The sequence below is a fragment of the Candidatus Peribacteraceae bacterium genome (assembly GCA_041661065.1).
GTDB lineage: Bacteria > Patescibacteriota > Gracilibacteria > Peribacterales > Peribacteraceae > CAIKAD01.
Genome location: JBAZVD010000001.1, coordinates 128,404 through 149,199 on the forward strand (window position 1 = coordinate 128,404; position 20,796 = coordinate 149,199).

At 62.9% G+C, this 20,796-nt stretch carries 5 protein-coding genes (1 of these 5 only partly in view); all 5 read right to left on the reverse strand.

Translation table 11 applies throughout. The features are described 5' to 3' along the window. Positions 1-14,683, reverse strand: partial view of a DUF2341 domain-containing protein gene (locus WC698_00450; GenBank protein ID MFA6038724.1) — the start only. The gene continues 37,799 nt to the left of window position 1, outside the view; 14,683 of the gene's 52,482 nt are visible here — the first part of the coding sequence; its start codon is at positions 14,681-14,683; its stop codon lies off the left edge, out of view. Positions 14,684-14,998: 315 nt separating this feature from the next. Next, positions 14,999-17,002, reverse strand: coding sequence for a [Fe-Fe] hydrogenase large subunit C-terminal domain-containing protein (locus WC698_00455; GenBank protein ID MFA6038725.1), 2,004 nt, complete (start codon positions 17,000-17,002; stop codon positions 14,999-15,001). Further along, positions 16,983-17,960: an NADH-ubiquinone oxidoreductase-F iron-sulfur binding region domain-containing protein gene (locus WC698_00460; protein ID MFA6038726.1), complete on the reverse strand. Its 978-nt coding sequence runs from the start codon at positions 17,958-17,960 to the stop codon at positions 16,983-16,985. The genes WC698_00455 and WC698_00460 overlap by 20 nt, the downstream gene beginning before the upstream one ends. A 127-nt stretch (positions 17,961-18,087) precedes the next feature. Next, positions 18,088-18,615, reverse strand: a complete 528-nt coding sequence (locus WC698_00465; GenBank protein MFA6038727.1) for a hypothetical protein — start codon at positions 18,613-18,615, stop codon at positions 18,088-18,090. Positions 18,616-18,701: 86 nt separating this feature from the next. Beyond that, positions 18,702-20,783 (reverse strand): acetate--CoA ligase family protein, encoded by a 2,082-nt coding sequence (locus WC698_00470; protein MFA6038728.1) that lies wholly within the window; start codon positions 20,781-20,783, stop codon positions 18,702-18,704. Positions 20,784-20,796 lie beyond the last annotated feature (13 nt).

Consider the following 20,796-nt stretch of genomic DNA (forward strand, 5'->3'; position numbering starts at 1 on the left):
ACCCCCACGCGTACACGCGGCTGCCGTCGCTCTTGAGCGCCAGGGTGTGGTAGGCGCCCGCTGCGACGGCGGAAATGGGCCCGCCGTTCGTTCCGTCGCCCAGGTAGCCCGTGTTCAGGAGGCCGTGGACCTCTACGGGTACGTAGCGGTTCGTACTGCTGTTATCGCCGATTTGCCCGTAGTAGTTATACCCCCAAGCGTACACGCGGCTGCCGTCGCTCTTCACCGCATAGGCAGTACTCATGCCCGCCGCGATGGCGGAAATGGGTCCGCCGTTCGTTCCGTCGCCCAGGGAGCCCGTGCCTCCCACGCCCAGTACGGCGAGGGGGAAGAAATGGGGGTTATCGTCATTGCTATTCTGCCCCAATGCGCCCTCATCATTGTGTCCCCACGCGTACACCCTTGAACCGTCGCTCTTGAGCGCCAGTGCGTGGTCATAGCCCGCCGCGATGGCGGAAATGGGCCCGTTCTCGCCCTCACCCAGGTACCCCTGCCCTCCCGGCCCCAGCACCGCAACGGGAGTTGAATGTTGCATGGTGGTGCCGTCCCCCAGCTGTCCGTACTGGTTATTCCCCCACGCGTACACGCGGCTCCCGTCGCTCTTGAGCGCCAGGTTGAACAATCCACCGGCGACGATCTCCTTGAAGTCAAAGATTTCGTTTGAACCCCACTGCAGGTTCCACGTGCCCGTACCCGCGTTGAGGGTGTGGTTGAGGGAGATTTCCAGCTGGTTTGTAGCCGTCACCGTGTTGGCGCCGCTCTTGCTCGTAGTGCCCGCCTCTTCCCCATTGCCGAAGACGAGATGGTTGAACGACCAATCCGTGGCGCCCCCAAAGTTCCCCGTGCCGAGCAACCGGAAGGTCCCATTCGTCAGGTTGATGGTGCCGTTCCCCGTCGCGTCGCCGCCGCGCACCTCCACATCCACATCGCCTGTCAGGGTGCCCGCCGTCACGGTGAGGTCCCCGTCCAGGGAGAGGTCATCGGCGGGGGAGAAGGTGCCTCCGTTGCCGTTCAGCGTCAGGTTCGTGAACTTGCCGCCGCTGGAGGTGATGGTCTTGGTGCCGCTCGTGGCGGTGAAAGTGACCGTATTGGAGCCCGTGGCCGTGCCGTGCGTGGCGTCCCAGTTGCCTCCCACGGAAACGGCATTCGCGCTCATTTGGAAGTTCCCGTTGATGTCGTAATCCGTTGCCGCCACGGTTCCCCCCGGCGCGTACGCATCACCCGTCCATACCATCAATTCCTTTCCGGAAGCCACAGTCACGTTGCCGCCCGCAACAGAGTAAATGGCGGAAATGTCACTGTCGCCGCTTGCCGCGCCTATGCCCAGATGGGCGTTGGTGAGGGCGGTGGCGCCGGATTCGCTGCGCACGATCAACCTGTTCTGGTAGAGGTTGATGCCGTTCAGGTTGGCGCCGGAGCCGAGGATCACTGTCACGGCATCCTCCGTCTCATCGTTCACGAAGAGGGTGACCACGGTGCCGCCCGTCATGGCGATGTTGCGGATGGTGAACGCGCCGCTCCCATTCGTGGTTCCGCTGGCCGTTGCCGCCGCGCCGTTGACGCTTGCGCTCACCTTTTTGCCGGAGAGGGGAGTGACGCCTTCGTCGCTGTACAAGGTGCCCGCGATGGCGTTGCTCTGCACGGGCCCTTGTGAGGCCTGCGAGCCGAGCATGTTCCAGTACTCGAACTTGAACCAGGCGTCGGAGCGTACTGCGGTGGATACGCGAACTTCGTCCATGTGCCCGTCGTGGACGGGGGCCCCCACGATTTCGTCATTGCCGATGCGCAGGATTTTATCGTCTATGTTGGTGCCGCTGCCCGCCATGGCGCCCGTGCGCACCAGCGCGCCGTCAATGTAGATCTTCATGTTTCCCAGTGGCGCCATGCTGACGCCGATGTGGTGCCAAGCGGTGTCGTTCAGGGAGCCGCTCGGGGCTGCGTACCAGTCCATGGTCGTTCCGTCCCATGTGAGTACGGAGAGGGTGTCCGTGTTGCCCACGTCGTAGCCCGATCCCACGGTGTCGTCGCGGAAGATGAGGAGCGGTTGGTTGGTGGCGTGGCTGCCCTTGGTAATGAGGTCATCATCATCGCCCGTGCCGTTGAACTTCGCCCAGCAGCTGTAGGAAGTTTCCGTCTCCTCTATGGCGTTCACGTCCCCGAAGTGGATTAAGTCGCCCCCGGTGAAGTACTGCCCCTTGTGCACTTGCCCTTCGCCCTGCACGGGTGTGTAACTTGCGGATCCCTCGCCCCCCTGCCCGTGCGTGCCGTAGAGCGTGGAATCGCGGAATTCGTTCGCCGTGCCGTTGCCGCTCTCCTTCAAGTGCCACACCCCCCGGAAGTCCGCATCCCACACCGCCGCGGGCGTGCTGCCGTCCCCGGCGTCGCTGTTGCCGAAGTACATGGTGATGGACGTATCCTGCGCCCCGTACACCACGGGCACCTTTACCCAGAAGTTCCCGGAGCCGGAACCCGCCCGTACGCGGAAGTCCTCCCGCTCGTAGGGGAGGAGCATGCCCGTGCTCGTGGCAAAACGGATGTCGGCGCCGGAGCCCTGCGCATGGGCCCCCACGTCGGTATCCGCATCCAAATGCACGAGGAGCGGGAAGTTATGCAGGTCCTCATCCACGTACGCGTGGCTCACCGTAATCACCTTGCTGTAGTCCCAGTCGTCCGTGGCGAACGTCCAGTTGACGTTGTGCCCCAGGTCCGTGGAGTAGCGGTCCGCCGTCACCATGCGCCCGCCCGAGGCATCGGCGTAGCGCACGTTCACGTAGCTCGCGGTGGCCGTTCCCGTTACATCCAAGGTCCAGGCGCCCGTAGCGCTCAAATTGAGGAGGTCCCCGTCCTGGCCGGTCAAACTCAGATTCCCTCCCACCGTCAATGCCGTCCCCGGCAACCCCACGGGATTCACCTGCCCCAATACTCCAATACTCACATCCCCAATACTCGTCATGGCCTTGCCATTAAAGTCCACCGTCCCCGAGCTCACAAGCAAGCTGTCCACCGTCCCCGTCCCCGTGAACTGCACCGTCCCATGGGTCTTATTGATGACGATATCCTCCACGCTCTTCCCAAGCAGGTTGACGCTCTGCGCGGTTGCGCCTGAGAGGGTGAGGGTGCCCGTCCCCTTGGTCCACACGACGGGGTTGGTGGCGTTGGTTACAACCACGTTGCCGCGGAGGTCGAAGCTGGGGTTATTGACGCTGTTATCGAGCGTCAATGTGCCGGTAGTGTCCGTCTTCACGCTGAACGTCCCCAGCACCGTGTACGTGCCGTTTTCGAGAACGGCCACCGCACCGGCCGATGCTGACCAGATCGTCAAGCCCCCGCCGTAGCGCCCCGGTGCAAGGCGCCCCGTACTAAACGGCATGTAGTACCAGACCAAACAATCGACCGTTCCATTGAGCGTGGTGAGGCCGTGGCCGAGGCCCGAGCTGTACAATCCCAGTATACCGGCGCCATCCACAATGCCTCCCGCATTGATGACGATATCGCCGCTCGGCGTTGAGGCCACGTAGAACATGTGGCCACTTTCGAGGGTCAGATGGCCGTTCACGGTCAGTGCATGGTGAATATAGGTGCTGGTGCCTCCGGTGTCCTCGTACGTGGTGTGCGCCCCTTCGGCGATCGTCACGTTGTACAGGGAGGCGTTACTCTTGGGGATGTAACTCGCCGTTCCCGTGAGGAGTACCGTTGCGCTGTTTCCGTTCAACGTCGTCACATCCTTATAGTCGAAGTCCCCGGAAACCGTCCACGTTCCATCCCCCAGGTCCGTCTGCGTGTTATCCATCGTCACGTTCCCGAGGACCGTGATGTTCTTATCCTCCTTCGCCGCATCAAACTTCCCCGCGCCCGGGAGCAGCGTGAGCCCCGATCCTATCTGCAGGTTGTTGCCGGAGACCGTCCATGTGCCTGCGCCGCTCTGTGTCAAATTGTGGAAGACGCTGCCTCCCGTGCCGCTGTTGATGGAGCCCGTGCCGGAGGTCTTGTTGAGGATCACGGTCGAGGTCCCCGGCCGCACTTCTATGGCGCGGAAGTCCAGGTTCCCTGCGGCCAGCAAGGTGCCCGTGCCCAGGTCCAAGATGCCCGTGCGTCGGTCGGCACTGCTGTACGTTGTGTACACAATTGATCCGAAACGGTGGTTGCCGCCGCGCAGGAGGAGCTTCGCGGGATAATCGAGAGTGGTGCCGTTGGTCAATCCCAACCGGACGTAGCTGGACGTGCGCAGGTTATAGCCGTTGGTATCCAGCACCTGTGCGTATGCCTCCGCCGCCGTGGGCGGCACAGTCCTGGAGGCGCCGAACAGAAAGAGGGAGCCGATGGACCAATCGCCCGTCATGAGGATGATGCCGTTGTTTCCCGATCCGCCGGTGGAGACGCCGCCCGTGATGGAAATCGCCTTCTGGGTGTACGTCACGCCGTTCAGGTACAGCATGATGGTCCCCGTCACGTTCCCTTGGATATCCAGGAAATCCGCGGTGACAGTGGGATACGTGATGGAAGGCATGCCTCCCGCGAGCACGGCTCCCGTCTGCACCACCATCTTCGTCATATTGCAGTAACCGCCGTTATCGGTGGATACGGTGGCCGTAACACCCGTAAGGATGCGGAGCGTACCGAACCGCGTGTCGGCGTGGTACGGATTCTTCACCGTGCCGTTCGCGCTCATTTCCCAGATGCCTGTGGACGTGAGGAGCCCGGTGACGTACGCGACGCTGATGTTCCCGTCCACACGCACCGTCTTTGCGTTATCCACCACGTTCCCCGCTACGAGCGTGGCGGAGCTCATGGTCATGTTGCTCAGGAACGTCCATCCGCCTCCCGTCCCGTTGAACTTCACCTTGCCCAGGGAAGATCCGGTTGCCGTAATGCTCTTGCCGGCTGCCGTAGCGGTAAAGGTTCCCGTGCCCGTTGCGGAGAAGGAGCCGGGAACGGTATCGAAGTTGCCGGAGATTGTGTACTCATTCGTCCCCATGGCCATCGTCCCGTTTACGTCCAGGTCGGTCGTCTGCACGCCGCCTCCCGGTGCATACGTATCTCCCGTCCATACCAAGAGCTCCTTACCCCCGGCCATATACAGTATGTTGTTGACGTCTGATATAAAGTAGATGGCCGTAATGTCACTGTCGCCGTTTGCCACGCCCACCGTAAGGGCGGCGTTGGACAGGGTGGCGGAGCTGCTGTTGTTGCGCACAATGAGCCGGTTCTGGTACAGGTGTATGCCGGACATGCTGCTGCCGGAACTGAGGGTCACCAGTACGGCGTCCTCCGTCTCGTCATCCAGGTATACCGTCACCACCGTGCCACCCGTCATCGTCATGCCCGTCATGGTGGCGGAGTAGAAGCCGCCCGCCACGGTGATTCCCGTGCCCGCCGCCGCCTGGCCGTTGACGCTCACGGAGACTTTCTTGCCCGCGGCGATGGGCGTTACACCTTCGTCGGTATAGACGGTGCCGGAAATCACGGGGGATACGGTGGTGCCCTCCCCGAACGTCCAGTTGTTGTTGTTCAGGCTGTTCAAGCTTGTGCCGTCCGTGGCATCAATAGCCGTGGCATTGAGGTTGCTGCTGTCCTTCACGTCCAGGTAGCCGATGAGCCGCGTTCCCCGGGGGTCTATCTTCCACTGTGTGCCGGTGGAGGAGGAGCGCAGGCGGAGCAGGTTGGAGAGGGCGCCGCTCATGCTCCAGCGGTGGAGGACGGTCTGCGTGGTGCCCGCCGCGAACGTGAGGGTATCCAGGCTCGTTACGCCCTTGGAGAGGTCGTAGAAGGTGCTGGATCCGCCGATGGCCTGGTTGGTGCCGTTGAGGACAACGCTTCCGGAGCGGGAGACCAGCGAGCCTGTGCCGCTCACCGTCCAGTTCCCTCCCACGGTGATTTGCCGGTTCTCGAGCGTGAGATCCAGAATCCCTCCCGTGAGCGTCAAGTTCCCCGTCACCACCGTCGCTCCCGTGAGGATGAAGGTTTCGGTGTTCCGGGCGAGGGCGAGGTTGTTGTAGGCCACACCCGAGATGCGGGTGGGGGAGTAGGTGGAATCCCCCGCGTAATCGCCGCTGAACTTCACGGTGGAGCTCTGCGCGGTGAAGGTGCCGTTGACCACGAGCGGCGCGAAGACGGAGACGTACGATTGGATGGGGTAGGTGATGTTGGGAAGCGGGTTTGCGGCGATTTGGCCGTACAGGTTTTGTCCCCACCCGTACAGCACGCTTCCGTTGTTCTTGAGCGCGTACGAGTGGTAATGCCCTTTTTCTATTTGGTTGATCGGCCCGCCGTTTGTGGTATCCCCCAGTTCCCCCGTATTCCCCACGCCCTTTACCACAACGGGCGCACTCATGTCGGTCGTCCCGTTATTCCCCAGTTCCCCGTTGCTGTTGTACCCCCACCCGTACACCTTGGTGCCGTCGCTCTTGAGCGCCGCAGACCCATAGTAGTGTGCGGAAATGGCGGAAATGGGTCCGCCGTTGGTGCCGTCGCCAAGGTACCCCGCGGCCCCCACGCCCAACACTTCGATGGGTATTTGCTTGGTGACGAGCGTATTGTCCCCGATTTCCCCGTCATTGTTGTATCCCCACGCGTATACCCGTGTGCCGTCGCTCTTGAGCGCAAGGGTGTGGTGGTGGCCCGCGTTGATGAGCGCAATGGGCCCGCCGCTTGTTCCTCCCTCGCCCAAGTAGGATCCCGTGGAGGTGAGCCCGTACACTTCTCCAGGGTAATAGCGGTCGGTGAGCATGCTGTTCCCCAACTGGCCGTAGTTGTTTCTCCCCCAGGTATACACACGGCTCCCGTCGCTCTTGAGCGCAACGGAGTGGGTGTTTCCGGCTGTAATGGCGGAAATAGGCCCGCCGTTTGTGGTATCGCCCAAAGAGCCCGTGTTGAGGAGTCCCTTCACCACCACGGGGGTGGTGCGCTGGCTATTGGTACCGTCCCCCAGCCGTCCGTACGTATTGTACCCCCACGCGTACACCCGTGTGCCGTCGCTCTTGAGAGCCAGTGAGTGGTTGCTTCCGGCTGCAATGGCGGAAATAGGCCCGCCGTTGGTTGTATCTCCCAGTTCCCCCGTATTCCCCACGCCCTTCACCACCACGGGGATGGGGTTATTGGTCGTGCTTCCGTTGCCCAACTGCCCGTTGGTGTTGAGCCCCCACGCGTACACCCGTGTGCCGTCGCTCTTGAGCGCCAGGGAGTGTTCACCGTTGGCGGATATTTGGCTTATGGGCCCGTCCGATTCCCCGCCGAGCGCGCCCGTGCCGGCCGTGTTCCTCACTTCCACGGGTGTGTAGGTGCTCCCGTACAGACCGTTGCCCAGCTGCCCGTAGAGGTTTTTCCCCCATGCGTACACGCGCCGGCCGTCTCTGCGCAGGGCAAGCGTGTGGTAATCCCCGGAGCTGATCTGCGAAATATCCAACAGGGAAGAGAAGGGAACCCGTGTTTGTTCGTTCCTCCCTTCCATTTCCCTGGGATACCTTGTGCTGGCAAAGCCGCTCAAGCCCAAGAACGGCCCGTTGCCACCCCACACGTACAACCGTGATCCGTCGTCCTTACGGGCGTAGGAAAAGTATTGGGCGCCCCCCATGTCGCCAATGGGGCCGCCGTTCGTCCCATCCCCCAGTTCGCCCGCCCCCAAAAGCCCCAGGGCGATAACGGGTGTACTGCGGCCGGTAAAGGTATTGTCCGCGAGTTGGCCGTAGCTGTTCTGTCCCCATCCGTACACTTGCGATCCGTCGTCCTTCACTGCGAAGGTGGTGTAGTAGCCGCCGGAGATCTTGCCGATGGGGCCGCCGTTGGTGCCATCCCCCAGGAAGCCGGTGTTCCCCACGCCGATGACGACGATGGGTACGTCCGTGTCCGTTGTGGAATTGTTCCCAAGCTGCCCATAGTAGTTATACCCCCACGTGTACACCCTTGTGCCGTCGCTCTTGAGGGCGGCACCGTGGGAGTACCCTGCGGCGATTTGGCTTAGGGGTCCGCCGTTGGTGCCGTCTCCAAGGTATCCCGTGCCCCCCACGCCGTGTACTTCGACGGGGAAGGAACGGTTGATGAGGGTGTCATCCCCCACTTGCCCGTAGTTGTTGTACCCCCACGCGTACACGCGGGTGCCGTCGCTCTTGAGGGCGTAGTTGGTGTAGGAGAAGGTGGAGACGTGGGAAACGGGGCCGCCGCTCGCGCCGCCCTCGCCCAGGAAGGAGCCCGTCCCCGTGAGGCCCACCACCGCCACGGGGCTCGTGCGCTGGGAGCTGGATGCGTCCCCCAGTTGGCCGTACGTGTTCCTCCCCCACGCGTACATCCTGGTGCCGTCCGCCTTGAGGGCGATGCTGTGGTACATCCCTCCGTCAATCTCGCCGATGGCGCCGTCATCCCCCAGGTAGCCCGCCCCGCCAACGTTCTTCACGGCCACGGGCGTGGTGCGCTGGGTGGTGGATGCGTCCCCCAGCTGCCCGTAGCTGTTCCTCCCCCATGCGTACATGCGCAAGCCGTCGCTGCGCAGTGTAAGGGAGTGGTACTGCCCTACGGCGATGCTGGAAATGGGGCCCGTATCGCCTTCGCCCAAAAAGCCCGCCCCGCCCACGCCCTTCACTTCCACGACGGAGGCGGCATTGGTTGTGGTGCCGTTGCCCAGTTGCCCGTAGGTGTTGGATCCCCACGCGTACACGCGCCGCCCGTCCTTGCGCAGCGCGAGGGTGTGGTAGTTTTTGGCAGCCACCTGCTTGATGTCCGTGAGCACGTTTCCGCCCCACTGCAGGTTCCAGGTGCCCGTGCCCGCGAGCAAGGTTTGGTTGGGGTTGATGACGATCTGGCCGCGCGCGGTCACGCTATTGGCGCCGTTCTTGGTGGTGGTGCCGGATGTGAGCCCGTTGCCAAAGGTGAGGTTGGCGAACGTCCAATCCGTCGCGCCACCGAAGTTCCCCGTCCCCTCCACCCGGAACATTCCACTCGTCATAGTGATGGCGCCGTTCCCGGTCACGTCCCCGCCCTTCACGGTCACGTCCACCTCTCCGGTGAGCGTCCCCACCGTCATGGTGATATCCCCATCCACCTCCATGGCATTCATGACCTGCCATGTACCGCCATCACCGTTGAAGACCAGATTGTTCCACTTCCTGCTTCCCGTACCCGTGATGGTCTTGGTCCCGCTCGTGGCGGTGAAAGTCACCGTATTGGAGCCCGTGGCCGTCCCGTTGGTGGCGTCCCAGTTGCCTCCCACGGAAACGGCATTCGCGCCCATTTGGAAGTTTCCGTTGATGTCGTAGTCCGTGGCCGTCACCGTCCCCCCCGGCGCAAACGTATCCCCCGTCCACACCAGGAGCTCCTTGCCCGTTGCCACCGTTACGGCGGAAGGGGAAGCGGAAGAGAGGATGGCCGCCACGTCCGTATCGCTTTCCGCGCTCAGTGTGGCGACCGCAAGGTGGCTGTTGGTCACGGCGGCGCTTCCCGATTCGCTGCGGAGGATGAGTTTGTTCTGGTAGAGGTGCACGCCCGTCATGCTGGAACCGCTCCCCAGCACCACCGTTACGGCGTCTTCCGTCTCGTCGTCAACGTACAGGGTCACCACGGTGCCGCCCGTCATGGTCAATCCGTTGATGCTGTAGAAGCCGTTGCCATCCGTGGTGCCGCTGGAGGTCAACGGCCCGCCGTTGAGGGCCACCGAGATCTTCTTCCCCGAGAGGGGAGTAACGCCTTCGTCGGAGAAGAGGCGGCCGGAAACGTTGCTCATCGCCTCCGTGTCGAACGTCAGATCGCCCGTTGCCATGTTGGCGTACTCGAATTTGATCCAAGCGTTGGAGCGGGCCACGGAAGAGATGCGGACTTCGTCGAGGAAGCCGTCGAAGTACTCGGTGCCGGCAATGGAGCGTCCCATGTAAGCCTCGGAAGCGGCGGGTGTGTAGTTCAGGGTGGTTCCGTTGGCGCTGGCCTTTGCCCCGTCCACATAGATGCCGAACAGTCCGCCGCTCCCCACCAGTTGCACGTGGTGCCACGCGCCGTCGGATACCGCGGACGTGGTGCCGATCTTGTTGCCGTAGTTGTCATCCACCCACCCCGTGACGGTGCCATCCGCCATGGACCACAAGCCGAAACCGCCGTAGGGGTCAACGTGGGAGAAATGGTTCGCTATACCTTCATAGTTGTGGACGTGTGTTTGCCGGTACATCCAGGTGGAGATGGTGAGTGGCGGGGCAATCCGTTGCCATGATGCGGTGGCGACGGAATCATTTGTCCCGTCGAAGTCCTGGCCGTTCCAAACCAAGCCCGCCGCATCGTCCGGCCCCGCCTGGTCACCGTGGTTGGCGTTGGCCGTGGAGTCCGCGTAAAGGTCCGCTACGGTCCCTTCATCTGCCGCTGTTTCCTTCAAATGCCACACCCCCTTAAAGTCCGCGTCCCACACGCCTGCGGCGTTCTGCCCGTCATGGGCTTCCGCGTTGCCGTAGTAGACGTAGATGGTGGTGTCCTGCGCCCCGAAGACCGTGGGGACTTTGACCCAGAAGTTGCCGGAGCCGGAGCCGGAGCGTACGCGGTAATCTTCTCGCTCGTAGGGGAGGAGCACCCCCGTGGAGGTGGTGAAGCGGATATCCGCCCCGCTGCCCTGTGCCTTGGCGCCCAGGTCGGCATCGGCGGTTATGCGGACGAGGAGCGGGAATCCCGTAAGGTCCGTATCCACGTTGGCATGGCTGATGGTGATCTTCTTGCGGTACGGCCAGTTGACGATCCAGTCGTTGCCCGTGTCGTCATTCGCCACTTGCCAGGTCCTCGCTTCCGTCATCACCGGCTCGTGGGGCGCGTCGCCCTGCGGGTCCAGCGTGAGCGGGCCCAGCAGATAGAACTCCGGGGAGATGTCCGGGGCGTCGTACCTATAAGAGAAGGAGGCGGTCTCCCCGGCTTTCCAGGAACCGTCCCATGCGATTGTTTGTTCTTGCCGGTCGCTGACGGCTGAGGGCTGACGGCTGACGGCTGATCGCTGACCACCGGCGGGGGTGATGGAAGAGAGCACGAAACTTTCCGGCACCGTCTCCGTCACCGTTCCCGTAAAGTCCTCGAAGAACTGCACGGAAACGGTCATGGGGGAGGGGGCCAGCGGCCACAGGCGCGTGGCGGCTTCCCTCTGCACGATGAAGGGGAAGCCCGTCCCCACCTCCACGGTGGACGTAAGGGAGCGTGTGCCGTTGGGGGTGGTGGCCGTGAGGAGGAAGCCGTAGCTCCCCGCCTCGGCCATGGTCATGAAGGCCTTGTAGTCCGGTTCGATGAATCCGGCTTCCTTCACTCCGCACGTGCCCGTGACGCTGATGGAGCTGTCTTGGGTGGAGAGCGTGAAGTCCTGGCCGGAGGGGGTGGTGACCCGGAGGGTGAGGGAAGCGTCGCACACGATCTTGCCGTCGTTATCCAAGACGCCGAAGTGCAGTTCCGCCTTGTCTCCGGGCAGGTAGCGGTCCCGGTTGGCATTCATGGCCAGCACGCCCCAGGCGAAGTCCTGTTCTACCGTCTCCTCCGTCCCCGTGAGGGGGTTCCGCACCGTCACCTGCAGCCGGTAGAGCCCCGGCGTAAAGCGGCGGTCCGGTTCCAGGACGAGGACCAGCGAGCCCGTCTCGAAGTGGTACTTGGGGGAGAAGCTGCGGCCGAATTTGTCCGTCAGGTTCACTCGGAAGAGGGGAGCGGAGGGGGTTTGTTCCGGCACCACGGCTCCGGAGGCGCCTTCCGGCTGCAGGGCGCTGTCCTTCGCCTGCTCGGCGACGGCTTCCGCAACTTGCTGCTTCACCTCGCCTTCATCCCACACGGTCTGCACCATCGTCGCCGAGGCCAGGTCCGCAATGGTGGGGCTCTCCTCTTGCAACACCGCACCCAAAGAGACGGTTTCCGGTCCCTCTTCGTTCATGCGTTCCAACTCCTCCGCCACAATGTTCTGCACAACCGCGTTGCGCACTTCCGTGCTCAGGGCGGATTCCACGATGTCCTCCAAGTGTTGCGCTTCCAGCGCAGCCTCCGCCACGGAAGCCTGCCCTTCGTCCTCCTCCAACGCGGCGATGATCACTTCCTCCACGCGCTGCGTCTTGGTCCTTCCCTCGGGCACGCCCGCGGAGAGCGCGATGTCGTTCACCGCCACGGAATCCTGCACCAGGGCCGCGGCGATCTCCTCTTTCCGCTCCTCCACCATGGTCTTGATCACCTCCTTCCTATAGGAGGCATCGTCCATCACCGCTTCTACCAGCTGCTCGAAGGCCTTCTCTTGCTTCAAATGGCCGTTTTCATCCAAGAGCACCGCTCCGCTGCCTTCCGCCTGTCTCGTGAGCAGCGTAAAGGCGGGGGGGGTGTTGGCGTCGAAGCTCTCGCTTCCCTTCGGGGTCAGGGTGAGGTCCGCCGTAAGGGAACCCGCTTGGGGGACGGGGAGGGAGAGCACCTGCCAAGCGCGCCCCTCTTCCGTGACGAAGTTGTACCGGCTCTCGTCGTTCGTGATGGCGGCGATGAAGGAGCGCGGGGAGAAGAAGGAAAGGAAGCGGAAGAAGCGGTTGATGAGCGAGCGGATTTCCCCCAGGAAGGAGGACGCCAGCCCTTGGGGGGCGGTGGTATCGGGGGCGGCGCCGAAGAGGTTGCCCAGCAAGTCCTGGCTCCTGTTTACCAAGGGCGCAGCAGGCGCCGCGGAAGGGCTGCGAGCCGCCGAGGACCGCTCGGAGACGGACGGAAGTTCCGCAGGGGCTTTCGTGTCCTGAAAGCCGATGCCGAAGATGTTCGCGAAGAAGTTGGGGCGGAAGGCGAGGGGTTGGGGGGAAGCAGAAGATGCAGAGGATGCAGAAGATGCAGAGGAGTCAGAGGATGCAGAAGAGAGAGAGGATGCAGAAGAAAGAGAGGATTCCGACGAAGAGGAAGCCGAAGAAACCGAGGAATCCGAGGAAACCGAAGAGGAGACGTCCGTTGAAGATGTTTCCGCACTTGACGCGGATGAGGTCTCTTCGGAAGAGGAAGCGGAGGTGACGGATGATGCCGACGATTCCGATGAATCCGAAGATTGGTCGCCGGAAGAAGAACCAGCTTCCCCTCCTTCGGACAATGCGCTCGATTCCAGGGAAGACTGCGCCCCTCCTCCATCGGAGGAGGGGGTGGGGGTGGAGGAGGAAGAACTCGTCTCATATCCCGTCACTTCCTTCACGCCCTTGGCTTGGAGGGGGCCGAAGGTGGCGAAGAGGGGGGTTTGCGAGGGGGTCTCGTAGGTGTAGCGCAGGGTGACGGGGACGTCGGCTTCCCAGCGGCGCTCCCACACGATGGCCGTGGAGCCGTCGCCGTCGTTCCTGCGGTTGGCCAGCGGTTCCACCGTCATCACTTCGAAGCCGGCGGGGACCGTTTCCGTGATGCTCCCCACGAACGTCGCGGAAGGCGTAACGATGATCGTCATGTCCTCGGTATTACCCGCAAAGGTGCGGGTGACGGATTGGCGGCGGATGTCGAGGAGGCGGCCTCCGTCGGAAACGCGCACCGCCGTGGTGAGGGTCTGGCCCGTGGCCGTGGCGGGGGTCACCGTGAGCGCGTAGGAGCCGGGGGCGGAGAGGGGAGTGGTGACGGCGTAGTCCGGGAGCACCGTGAACTTGCGCGTCGCGCAGGACTTCTGGAACGGCATGTTCCTCTCGGCGATGCTGAAGGTGCGGAGCGCGCCGGAGGGGTCCTTCACGCTCACGCCCAGGGCGGATCCGCACAGGGGGAGGGAGCCGTCGCTCACCGTCATTTGCCCTTCCAGGGCCTCTCCCGGCACGTACGTGCCGCGGTCCGTATTCGCCGCGGTGTACCCGAGGAGGAGCGTTTGGTCGAACAGCAACGCCCGGCCTTCCTCACCGCCGTTCATCGTACGGAACATGCGCTGGATGGCGCGCGTTTCGCCGGGGGTGGTGTCCAGGCCGACGTTCAGCCGGTACTGCCCCGGCGTGAAGCTGCGCGGCATGGTGATGCGCAGCACGTACCCTCCCTCCTCCCCGCTCGCATCGCCCACTTCCCACTGCGACAGCACGTCCGCATCGGTGGCGGAGGTGAGGCCCAGAACGAGCCGCGCGGCAAGTTCGTCCTTGGTGGAGATCCCCTTGCTCTTCCCGATGCGGACCAGGATGTGCGTGTTGGCGTTGGCGAGCAGGGTGGCCTCCGGGATGTCGATGGTGATGGGTGGGGTGGAAGAGGATGCCGACGATTCCGACCCGGCTTCGCCCTGCGGCTCCGCCGCGGTGGAGGAGTCCGAGGAAAGTGAGGAGCCTGTTGCGGAGGCGGAGGATTCGGCGGAAGAAGATTCCGAGGTTGCCGAAGATTCCGAAGACAGTTCGGACGAGGAGCTGGCGGATTCAACGGAGGATGCGGCGGAAGAGGATTCCGATGAAGAGGATTCCGACGTTGCCAAAGATTCCGAGGAAGAGCTGGCGGATTCAGCGGAGGATGCTGAGGCAAACTCGGATGAAGATGACGCTGAAGTGACGGAGAATTCGGAGGATGCAGAAGATGCAGAAGAAATGCTGGCGCTGAGTGCCGAGCCGCTGGCTGCGGCATGCTCCACCTGTTCCGTGGTGATGCCGCTCTCCGCCGATCCCGTTTCCGCGGATCCGGTTCCCGTGGCCACTTGCGCGCGGAGGGACGAGGGTGATTGCGCGCTGAGCAGCATTGCGGCCGTGAACATGCACCCGAAAGCCACCTCTACGGCGAGAGGGATACGGGTTGCATTCCGTTGCATTACAGAAATGCGGTGGCCAGGGGACGGTGATTTGGGTTTGTTCAAATCATATTATTATATCATTTTGCCTCTATATACGCATGGGAGGGGTCTATTACGCAAAACTACTTCCCCAAAGAGGCAACTGATTTCCATAGGATCATCCTGCTGTCAAATGGGGATCGGAGAGGGGGAAAGGAGATGGATTACGCTAAATATTGACAATAAATCAAAAAATACCGAGAGCGATAGCAGTGTGTAGCTTTCAGCGATCAGTCGTCGGACTCCTCCACCGCGGCGGAGCCGCAGGGCGAAGCCGGGTCGGACTCCTCCTCGTCACTCCCCTTTTTTCTTCGCGCTGAAACTCCGATACAGGAGAGCGTTCCGTTTCTCTTCCGGTTGCGCTTTTGCGTATGCCATGAACTCCTGCACCACGGGGTTACCGTGGGCGGTGCGGATGGGGAGATTTTTGTCAATCACGTACAAGCCCGCGATGCGTTCCTTGACGATGGCGAACGTGTTGGGGATCGGTTGCCCGCCTCCCCCGATGCAGCCGCCCGGGCAGGCCATCATTTCCACGTAGTCCAGGGACCCGGGGTCCTTTTTCAATGCACGAAGCAGCGGCCACATGTTCTTCGGCATGGCCACAACGGCCACGTTCACCCTCTTTCCACCGATCTCCAAGGAACCGCGTTTACTGCCTTCAAAACCGCGCGCAGGCATAAAATCCATTCCGGGAATATCCTGCCCCGTCAGCATCCAGTACGCGGTGCGGAGCGCGGATTCCATCACGCCGCCGGTGGCCCCGTAAATGGCGCCCGCGCCGGAGTATGTGCCTTCCGTGTCCACCGTCCCCGGCTCCAGTTTGGGCAGGTCGATCTTGCGCGTCTTGAGCAGCGCGATGAGTTCCCGCGTGGTGAGCACGAAGTCCACGGGCTTGTGGCCGTTGATGGCGAGGTGCTCGAAGCCGGCTTCGTACTTCTTGGACGTGCAGGGCATCACCGAGATCACCCGCACCTTCGCGGGGTCGATGCCGCTCTTCTCCGCCCACCACGTCTTGTACGCGCCGCCGCTGTGGATGTGGGGCGAGCGGGCGGCGGTGAGCTGGGGGAGGAGGTCGGGTTTGTAGAACTCCGCAAACTTCACCCATCCCGGGCAGCAGGAGCTGAACATCGGTCCTTCCGGAGGCGGATCTTTCCGCTTCCCTTCCTCAAAATCCCACTTATGCCGCAGGCGCCGCACCAGTTCCTCCGCTTCCACCATGGTGGTGATGTCCGCGCCCATGGAAACGTCGAACACCTTGTCGAAGCCCAGTTGCCGGTACGCGGTGACGAGCTGCCCCGTGAGGTCCGTGCCGTACGGTACGCCCCATCCCTCCCCGATGCTCGTGCGGATGGAGGGGGCGGACTGCACGATGGTGGTGATGGAGGGGTCGCGCAGCGCTTCCTCCACTTGCTCCAGGTGGCTCTGCTCGCGGACCGCTTCCACGGGGCAGTGGGCGGTGCACTGGCCGCAGTAGATGCAGTCGTTGGCGGGGTCGTGGTTGTATCCCACCCGCGTCTTGGAGCCGCGTCCCTCCAGCGTCAAGTGGCTGATGCCGATCAATTGGCAGATTTCCACGCACTTGTTGCAGCCGATGCAGAGCGCGGGGTCAAATTCCGCCGCCGTTCCCAACCGGTGGATGCCGCGCTCGGGGTCATCCCGCTTGTACAACTTGCCGCCCACCCCGAAACGCTTCATTTCCTCCAGCGTCTTGCTGTAGTAGCCGTGGCGAATGCGCGGGGAATGTGCGCTGTACTCGCCGAAGAGCAGTTCCATGTTCTGCGTGCGGAGCGCGATCACTTGGGGGGTGTCCAGGAGCACGCGCAGCCCTTCCGCCGCCTTGAGCGTGCAGGAGGTCACCACCCGCGTACCGGCGTCGCTCCGCTCCCCATTGGGGGGCAAGCCCGCTCCTGTTTCTTCCACTTCCACCAGGCACGTACGGCAGTTGGCGTCCACGGGGAGATCGGGATGTGTGCAGTAGTGGGGGATCTGGAAGCCGCTGCGCAGCGCAACGGTGAGGATGTCCTCACCCTCCCTGGCGACGAACGACTTGCCGTTGAGGAAGACCGTGACTTCTCTGCCGAGGGTGTCGAGGGGAATGGAGTTCGTAGGACGGAGGGGATAGGACTTAGGACTTAGGATAGTGGAAGATGGAGGGCGGCGTTTTGCCTGCCAGCCGTAGTCCCGCAGTGCGGGACGCAGGCTGGGCTCCACCTTTTCCGCCGGGAAAAGGTGGAAGATGCATGAATAATTGCCGTTTGAGGAACGAGATAGACCATTATGAATGACCGAATACATTCTGATAATACGAGAGTATGGGAACAGGCACACTGCGTCCCAACGCGCAGAAAGAGGTTTTCTCCAGCACGTCCAGTATGGGCTGCATCTTCTTCCACGGGATGCGCTTTTCGCCCTCCACCAAGCGGACGAGCTGGTAGGTCCCCTCGCGGCACGGCGTGCATTTTCCGCAGCTCTCCCGTTGGTAGAAGGTGAGCCAATGGAGGAGGAGGGAGCGCGGATCTTCCGTGCACAGGTGAAGGATGATGGCGCCCGTGCCGTGCACGGTTTGGTGGGCGAGTTGCTCCGCGTTGAGCACCACGCCGCTCGCCCCGCCGCCCACCTGCGCGAAGAACGCCTCCTGCGGCACGTTGCCCGACTCCTGCAGCACCTGCAGGGCCGTGAGCGTCGTCGGCAGGCGGTACACCCCGGGCTTGGGTGCAAGGCCGGAGACGGAGTAGAAGCGCTTGCCGTCGTACCGGCCTTGGGAGACGAGGGCGGCATCGTAGAGCGTCTCCACGTTGTGGACCAGCGTCGGCTTGCCGTACAGGCCCTGCATGACCGGGTACGGGGGACGGAGGCGCGGCTCGCAACGCTTGCCCTCGATGGCGTTGAGGAGGGCGGTCTCCTCACCGCCGATGTAGGAGGGTTCTTCCCGGAAGATCCGCATGGTGAAGCCCTCATCCTTGGCGGCGGCCGTCTGGGCATCGAGGCGGGTTTTCAGCTTGTCCTCGTACTCCGCATTCATGTTGAAGATTCCCTCCTTGGCGCCCACCGCTTGCATGGCGAGCTTCATCCCCGCGAACACCTCTTCGGTATGATTCTCGAGAATGTGGAAATCTTTGAACACGTTCGGCTCGCGCTCCGAGGCGTTGCAGATGACGTATTTCACGGTGGAAGAGGCGGCACGCACGGCTTCCCATTTCTTGTATGCCGGATACTCCGCGCCCCCGCGTCCGAGGATAGTGGCCGTTCTCAACTGTCCGATGATGTCGAGCGGGATGGGGATAAGCGTAGACTAAATTGAAAATGCAAAATGCAACATGGAAAATGATGACAATTGCTCTCATAGGAGAGTCTATCCCGTCATTTTGCATTTCCAATTTTCAATTTTGCATTTCTCTTTGTATTCCTCGTATGCGCAGGAGGAGAAGGGCGATGGCGCCGCCGGCGAGCGCCGTGGCAAATTGCGGCCAACCCATCATTACGGAGAGCTTGGCGACGAGGGGGGAGGCGAGCAGCCCGCCCATCACGAACCGTACGGAGGCGACGAGGAACAGGAATTTGACGCCGCTCGCGGCCACGATCCCCAGGATGACGCTCCTCGGCTTCAGATAGTGGAAAACCGCTACGTACAGCGCATTTCCGATCATGATGAAGGGGATCATGGGCGCCAGCGCCACGGGCAGGAGCCCGCTCATGAGCGCCATGGGGCTGGGGAAGAGGCTCAGGATCACGGCCTCGGTGGGCCCCACGAGCACGCACGTGAGGAGGAGCATGGCGTTCACGAGCGGTCCCGTGAGGAACTGCGAATGCACCATCGTGAGGGGGACGAGGGTGATGAATGTGAAGAGCGCGAACAGGAGTATTTTTTTCTGCGATACGTAGATGAGGGTGCGGGTGGCGGTGCTCATGGCGGAAGAGTAAATGCAAAATGCAAAATTTGAAATTATAAATGGCATATTCATTGCATTTTGCATTTCCAATTTCCAATTTCTCATTATTCCACCACCACCTTCGCATCCAGGATCGTCAGGTCCTTCTCCGTCACCAGCACCGGATTCAGGTCGATTTCCCGTATGGCAGGGCACTCCACGGCCAGCACGGAGAGGGAGGAGATGAGGGCGGCCAAGGCATCGATCTGCAGCTGCGGTTTGCCGCGCAGCCCCAGGAGCAGCTTCCAGCTCTTCAGGCTCGCCAGCATGGGATAGGCCTCCTCGGGGGTGATGGGAGCCACGCGGAACGCCGCATCGCGGAAGAGTTCGGTGTAGATGCCGCCCAGCCCCGCCATCACCAGGTGGCCGGCGCCGGGATCCTTGAGCGCGCCCACGATGAATTCGCTCCCGGGCGGCAGGCTCTGCTGGATGAGCACGCCCGCGACGTTCGCCCGGGGTGCGCGCTTCTTGGCATTGGCGGTGATCTGCTTGAACGCCACCGCCACGTCCTCCGCCGATTGCAGGTGGACGCGCACGCCCCCCATGTCCGTCTTGTGGAGGATGTCCTTGGAGCTCACTTTGGCGGCCACGGGGAAGCCGATCTCCCGCGCGATCGCCACCGCCTCCTCCGCCGTCCCCGCCACGCGCCCCTTGGGCAGGGGGAGGGAGTAGAGGGAGAGCAGCGCGGCGGTGAGGGATTCGCTCAGCAACCCCTCTCCCGCTTCCTTGAGCAGCCGGTTGGCCTCCCCCACGCGCTTCTTATCCACACGGAGCGCGGGTTCGGCCTGCGGTGCATCCGGCGGACCATTCTCCGGTTTCCGCAACGCCGACAGCATGGCCACCGCGGTCTCCGGCGTGGGGAAATTGGGGATGCCGTTGGACTGGAGGAATGCGACAGCTTCCTGCACCCCTTCCCCTCCCATGAAGGAGGTGACGAAGGGGAAGAGGGGATAGCTCTTCCGCACGTCCACCACGGTTTTGGCGATCGCCGTGGAGGGCGTCATCGCTTGCGGCGTCACAATCACCAGCGTGCCGTCGATCTCGGGGTCCTGCGCGGCTGCCTTCAACGCCGCCTCGAAACGGTCTTCCCGCGCGTCCCCCAGCACATCAATGGGGTTCCGGACGCTGGCGGTGGGGGGGAGGAGCTTCTTGAGTGCATCCGCGCGTTCCGCTGAAAGCGGGGCGAGCGTCAAGCCTTCCCGTTCCGTGGCGTCCGCCGCAAGCACGCCCGGCCCCCCCGCATTGGTGATGACGGCGATTCGTGGGGAGAGGAGCGGGGGTTGTTCCGCGAGGGTGCGCAGGAGGTCCAGGAAGTGTTCCGCAGATGCGGCGCGCCGTATGCCTCCCTGGATGCAGATGGCCTGTACCGCGGCGTCCGACCCGGCCAGCGCCCCCGTGTGAGAGGAAACGGCCGTGCGCCCCTTCTCCGTGGTGCCGGCTTTGAGGAGGACGATGGGCTTTGCGGTGCCCACCTTTCGGGCGAGCGCAAGGAAGCGGCGGCCGTCCTTGATGCTCTCCAGATACAAGCCGATGACGCGCGTTTCCTCGTCCTCCGCGCACAATTCCAGGAAGTCACACTCATCCATGGCGGCCTTGTTCCCCATGCTCACGAAGAGGGAGAGCTTGAGCCCCATGCCCGCCGCGCGGTCGATGAAGGCTTCCCCCAGAGCGCCGGACTGGCTGAGGAAAGCGACGGGACCTGCGGGCGGGAGCACGTTCCCGAACGAGGCGTTCATCCCTATGGACGGGCGCATCACCCCCAGGCAGTTGGGCCCCACCAAACTGATGTCGTACTTCTTCACGATCATGCGCAGCTCCTCCTCGCGCTTGTGGCCTTCCTGCCCGCCTTCGGCGAAGCCGGCGCTGATGACGATGAGGGAGGGGATGCCTTTCTTGCCGCACTCCTCCGCGAGCCCCACCACCGTTTCCGCCGGCGTGACGATCACCGCCATGTCCACCGTGCCCGGGATGTCCCCCACGGAAGCGAAGGCTTTTCTGCCCGCGATGACCCCTCCCTTGGGGTTCACGGGATGCACGTCGCCCCCAAAGCCCTGGGTGAGCAGGTTCTTGAGCACGAGGTGTCCCACTTTGCGTTCATCCGTGGAGGCGCCGATCACCGCTATGGATTTGGGGTCGAGGAGGGACATGGGCGTAGTGTAC

Coding starts and splice junctions, on each gene's coding strand:
- WC698_00455 (MFA6038725.1), bottom strand. CDS start 17,002: ATGTATTCGGTCATTCATAATGGTCTATCTCGTTCCTCAAACGGCAAT.
- WC698_00465 (MFA6038727.1), bottom strand. CDS start 18,615: ATGAGCACCGCCACCCGCACCCTCATCTACGTATCGCAGAAAAAAATA.
- WC698_00470 (MFA6038728.1), bottom strand. CDS start 20,783: ATGTCCCTCCTCGACCCCAAATCCATAGCGGTGATCGGCGCCTCCACG.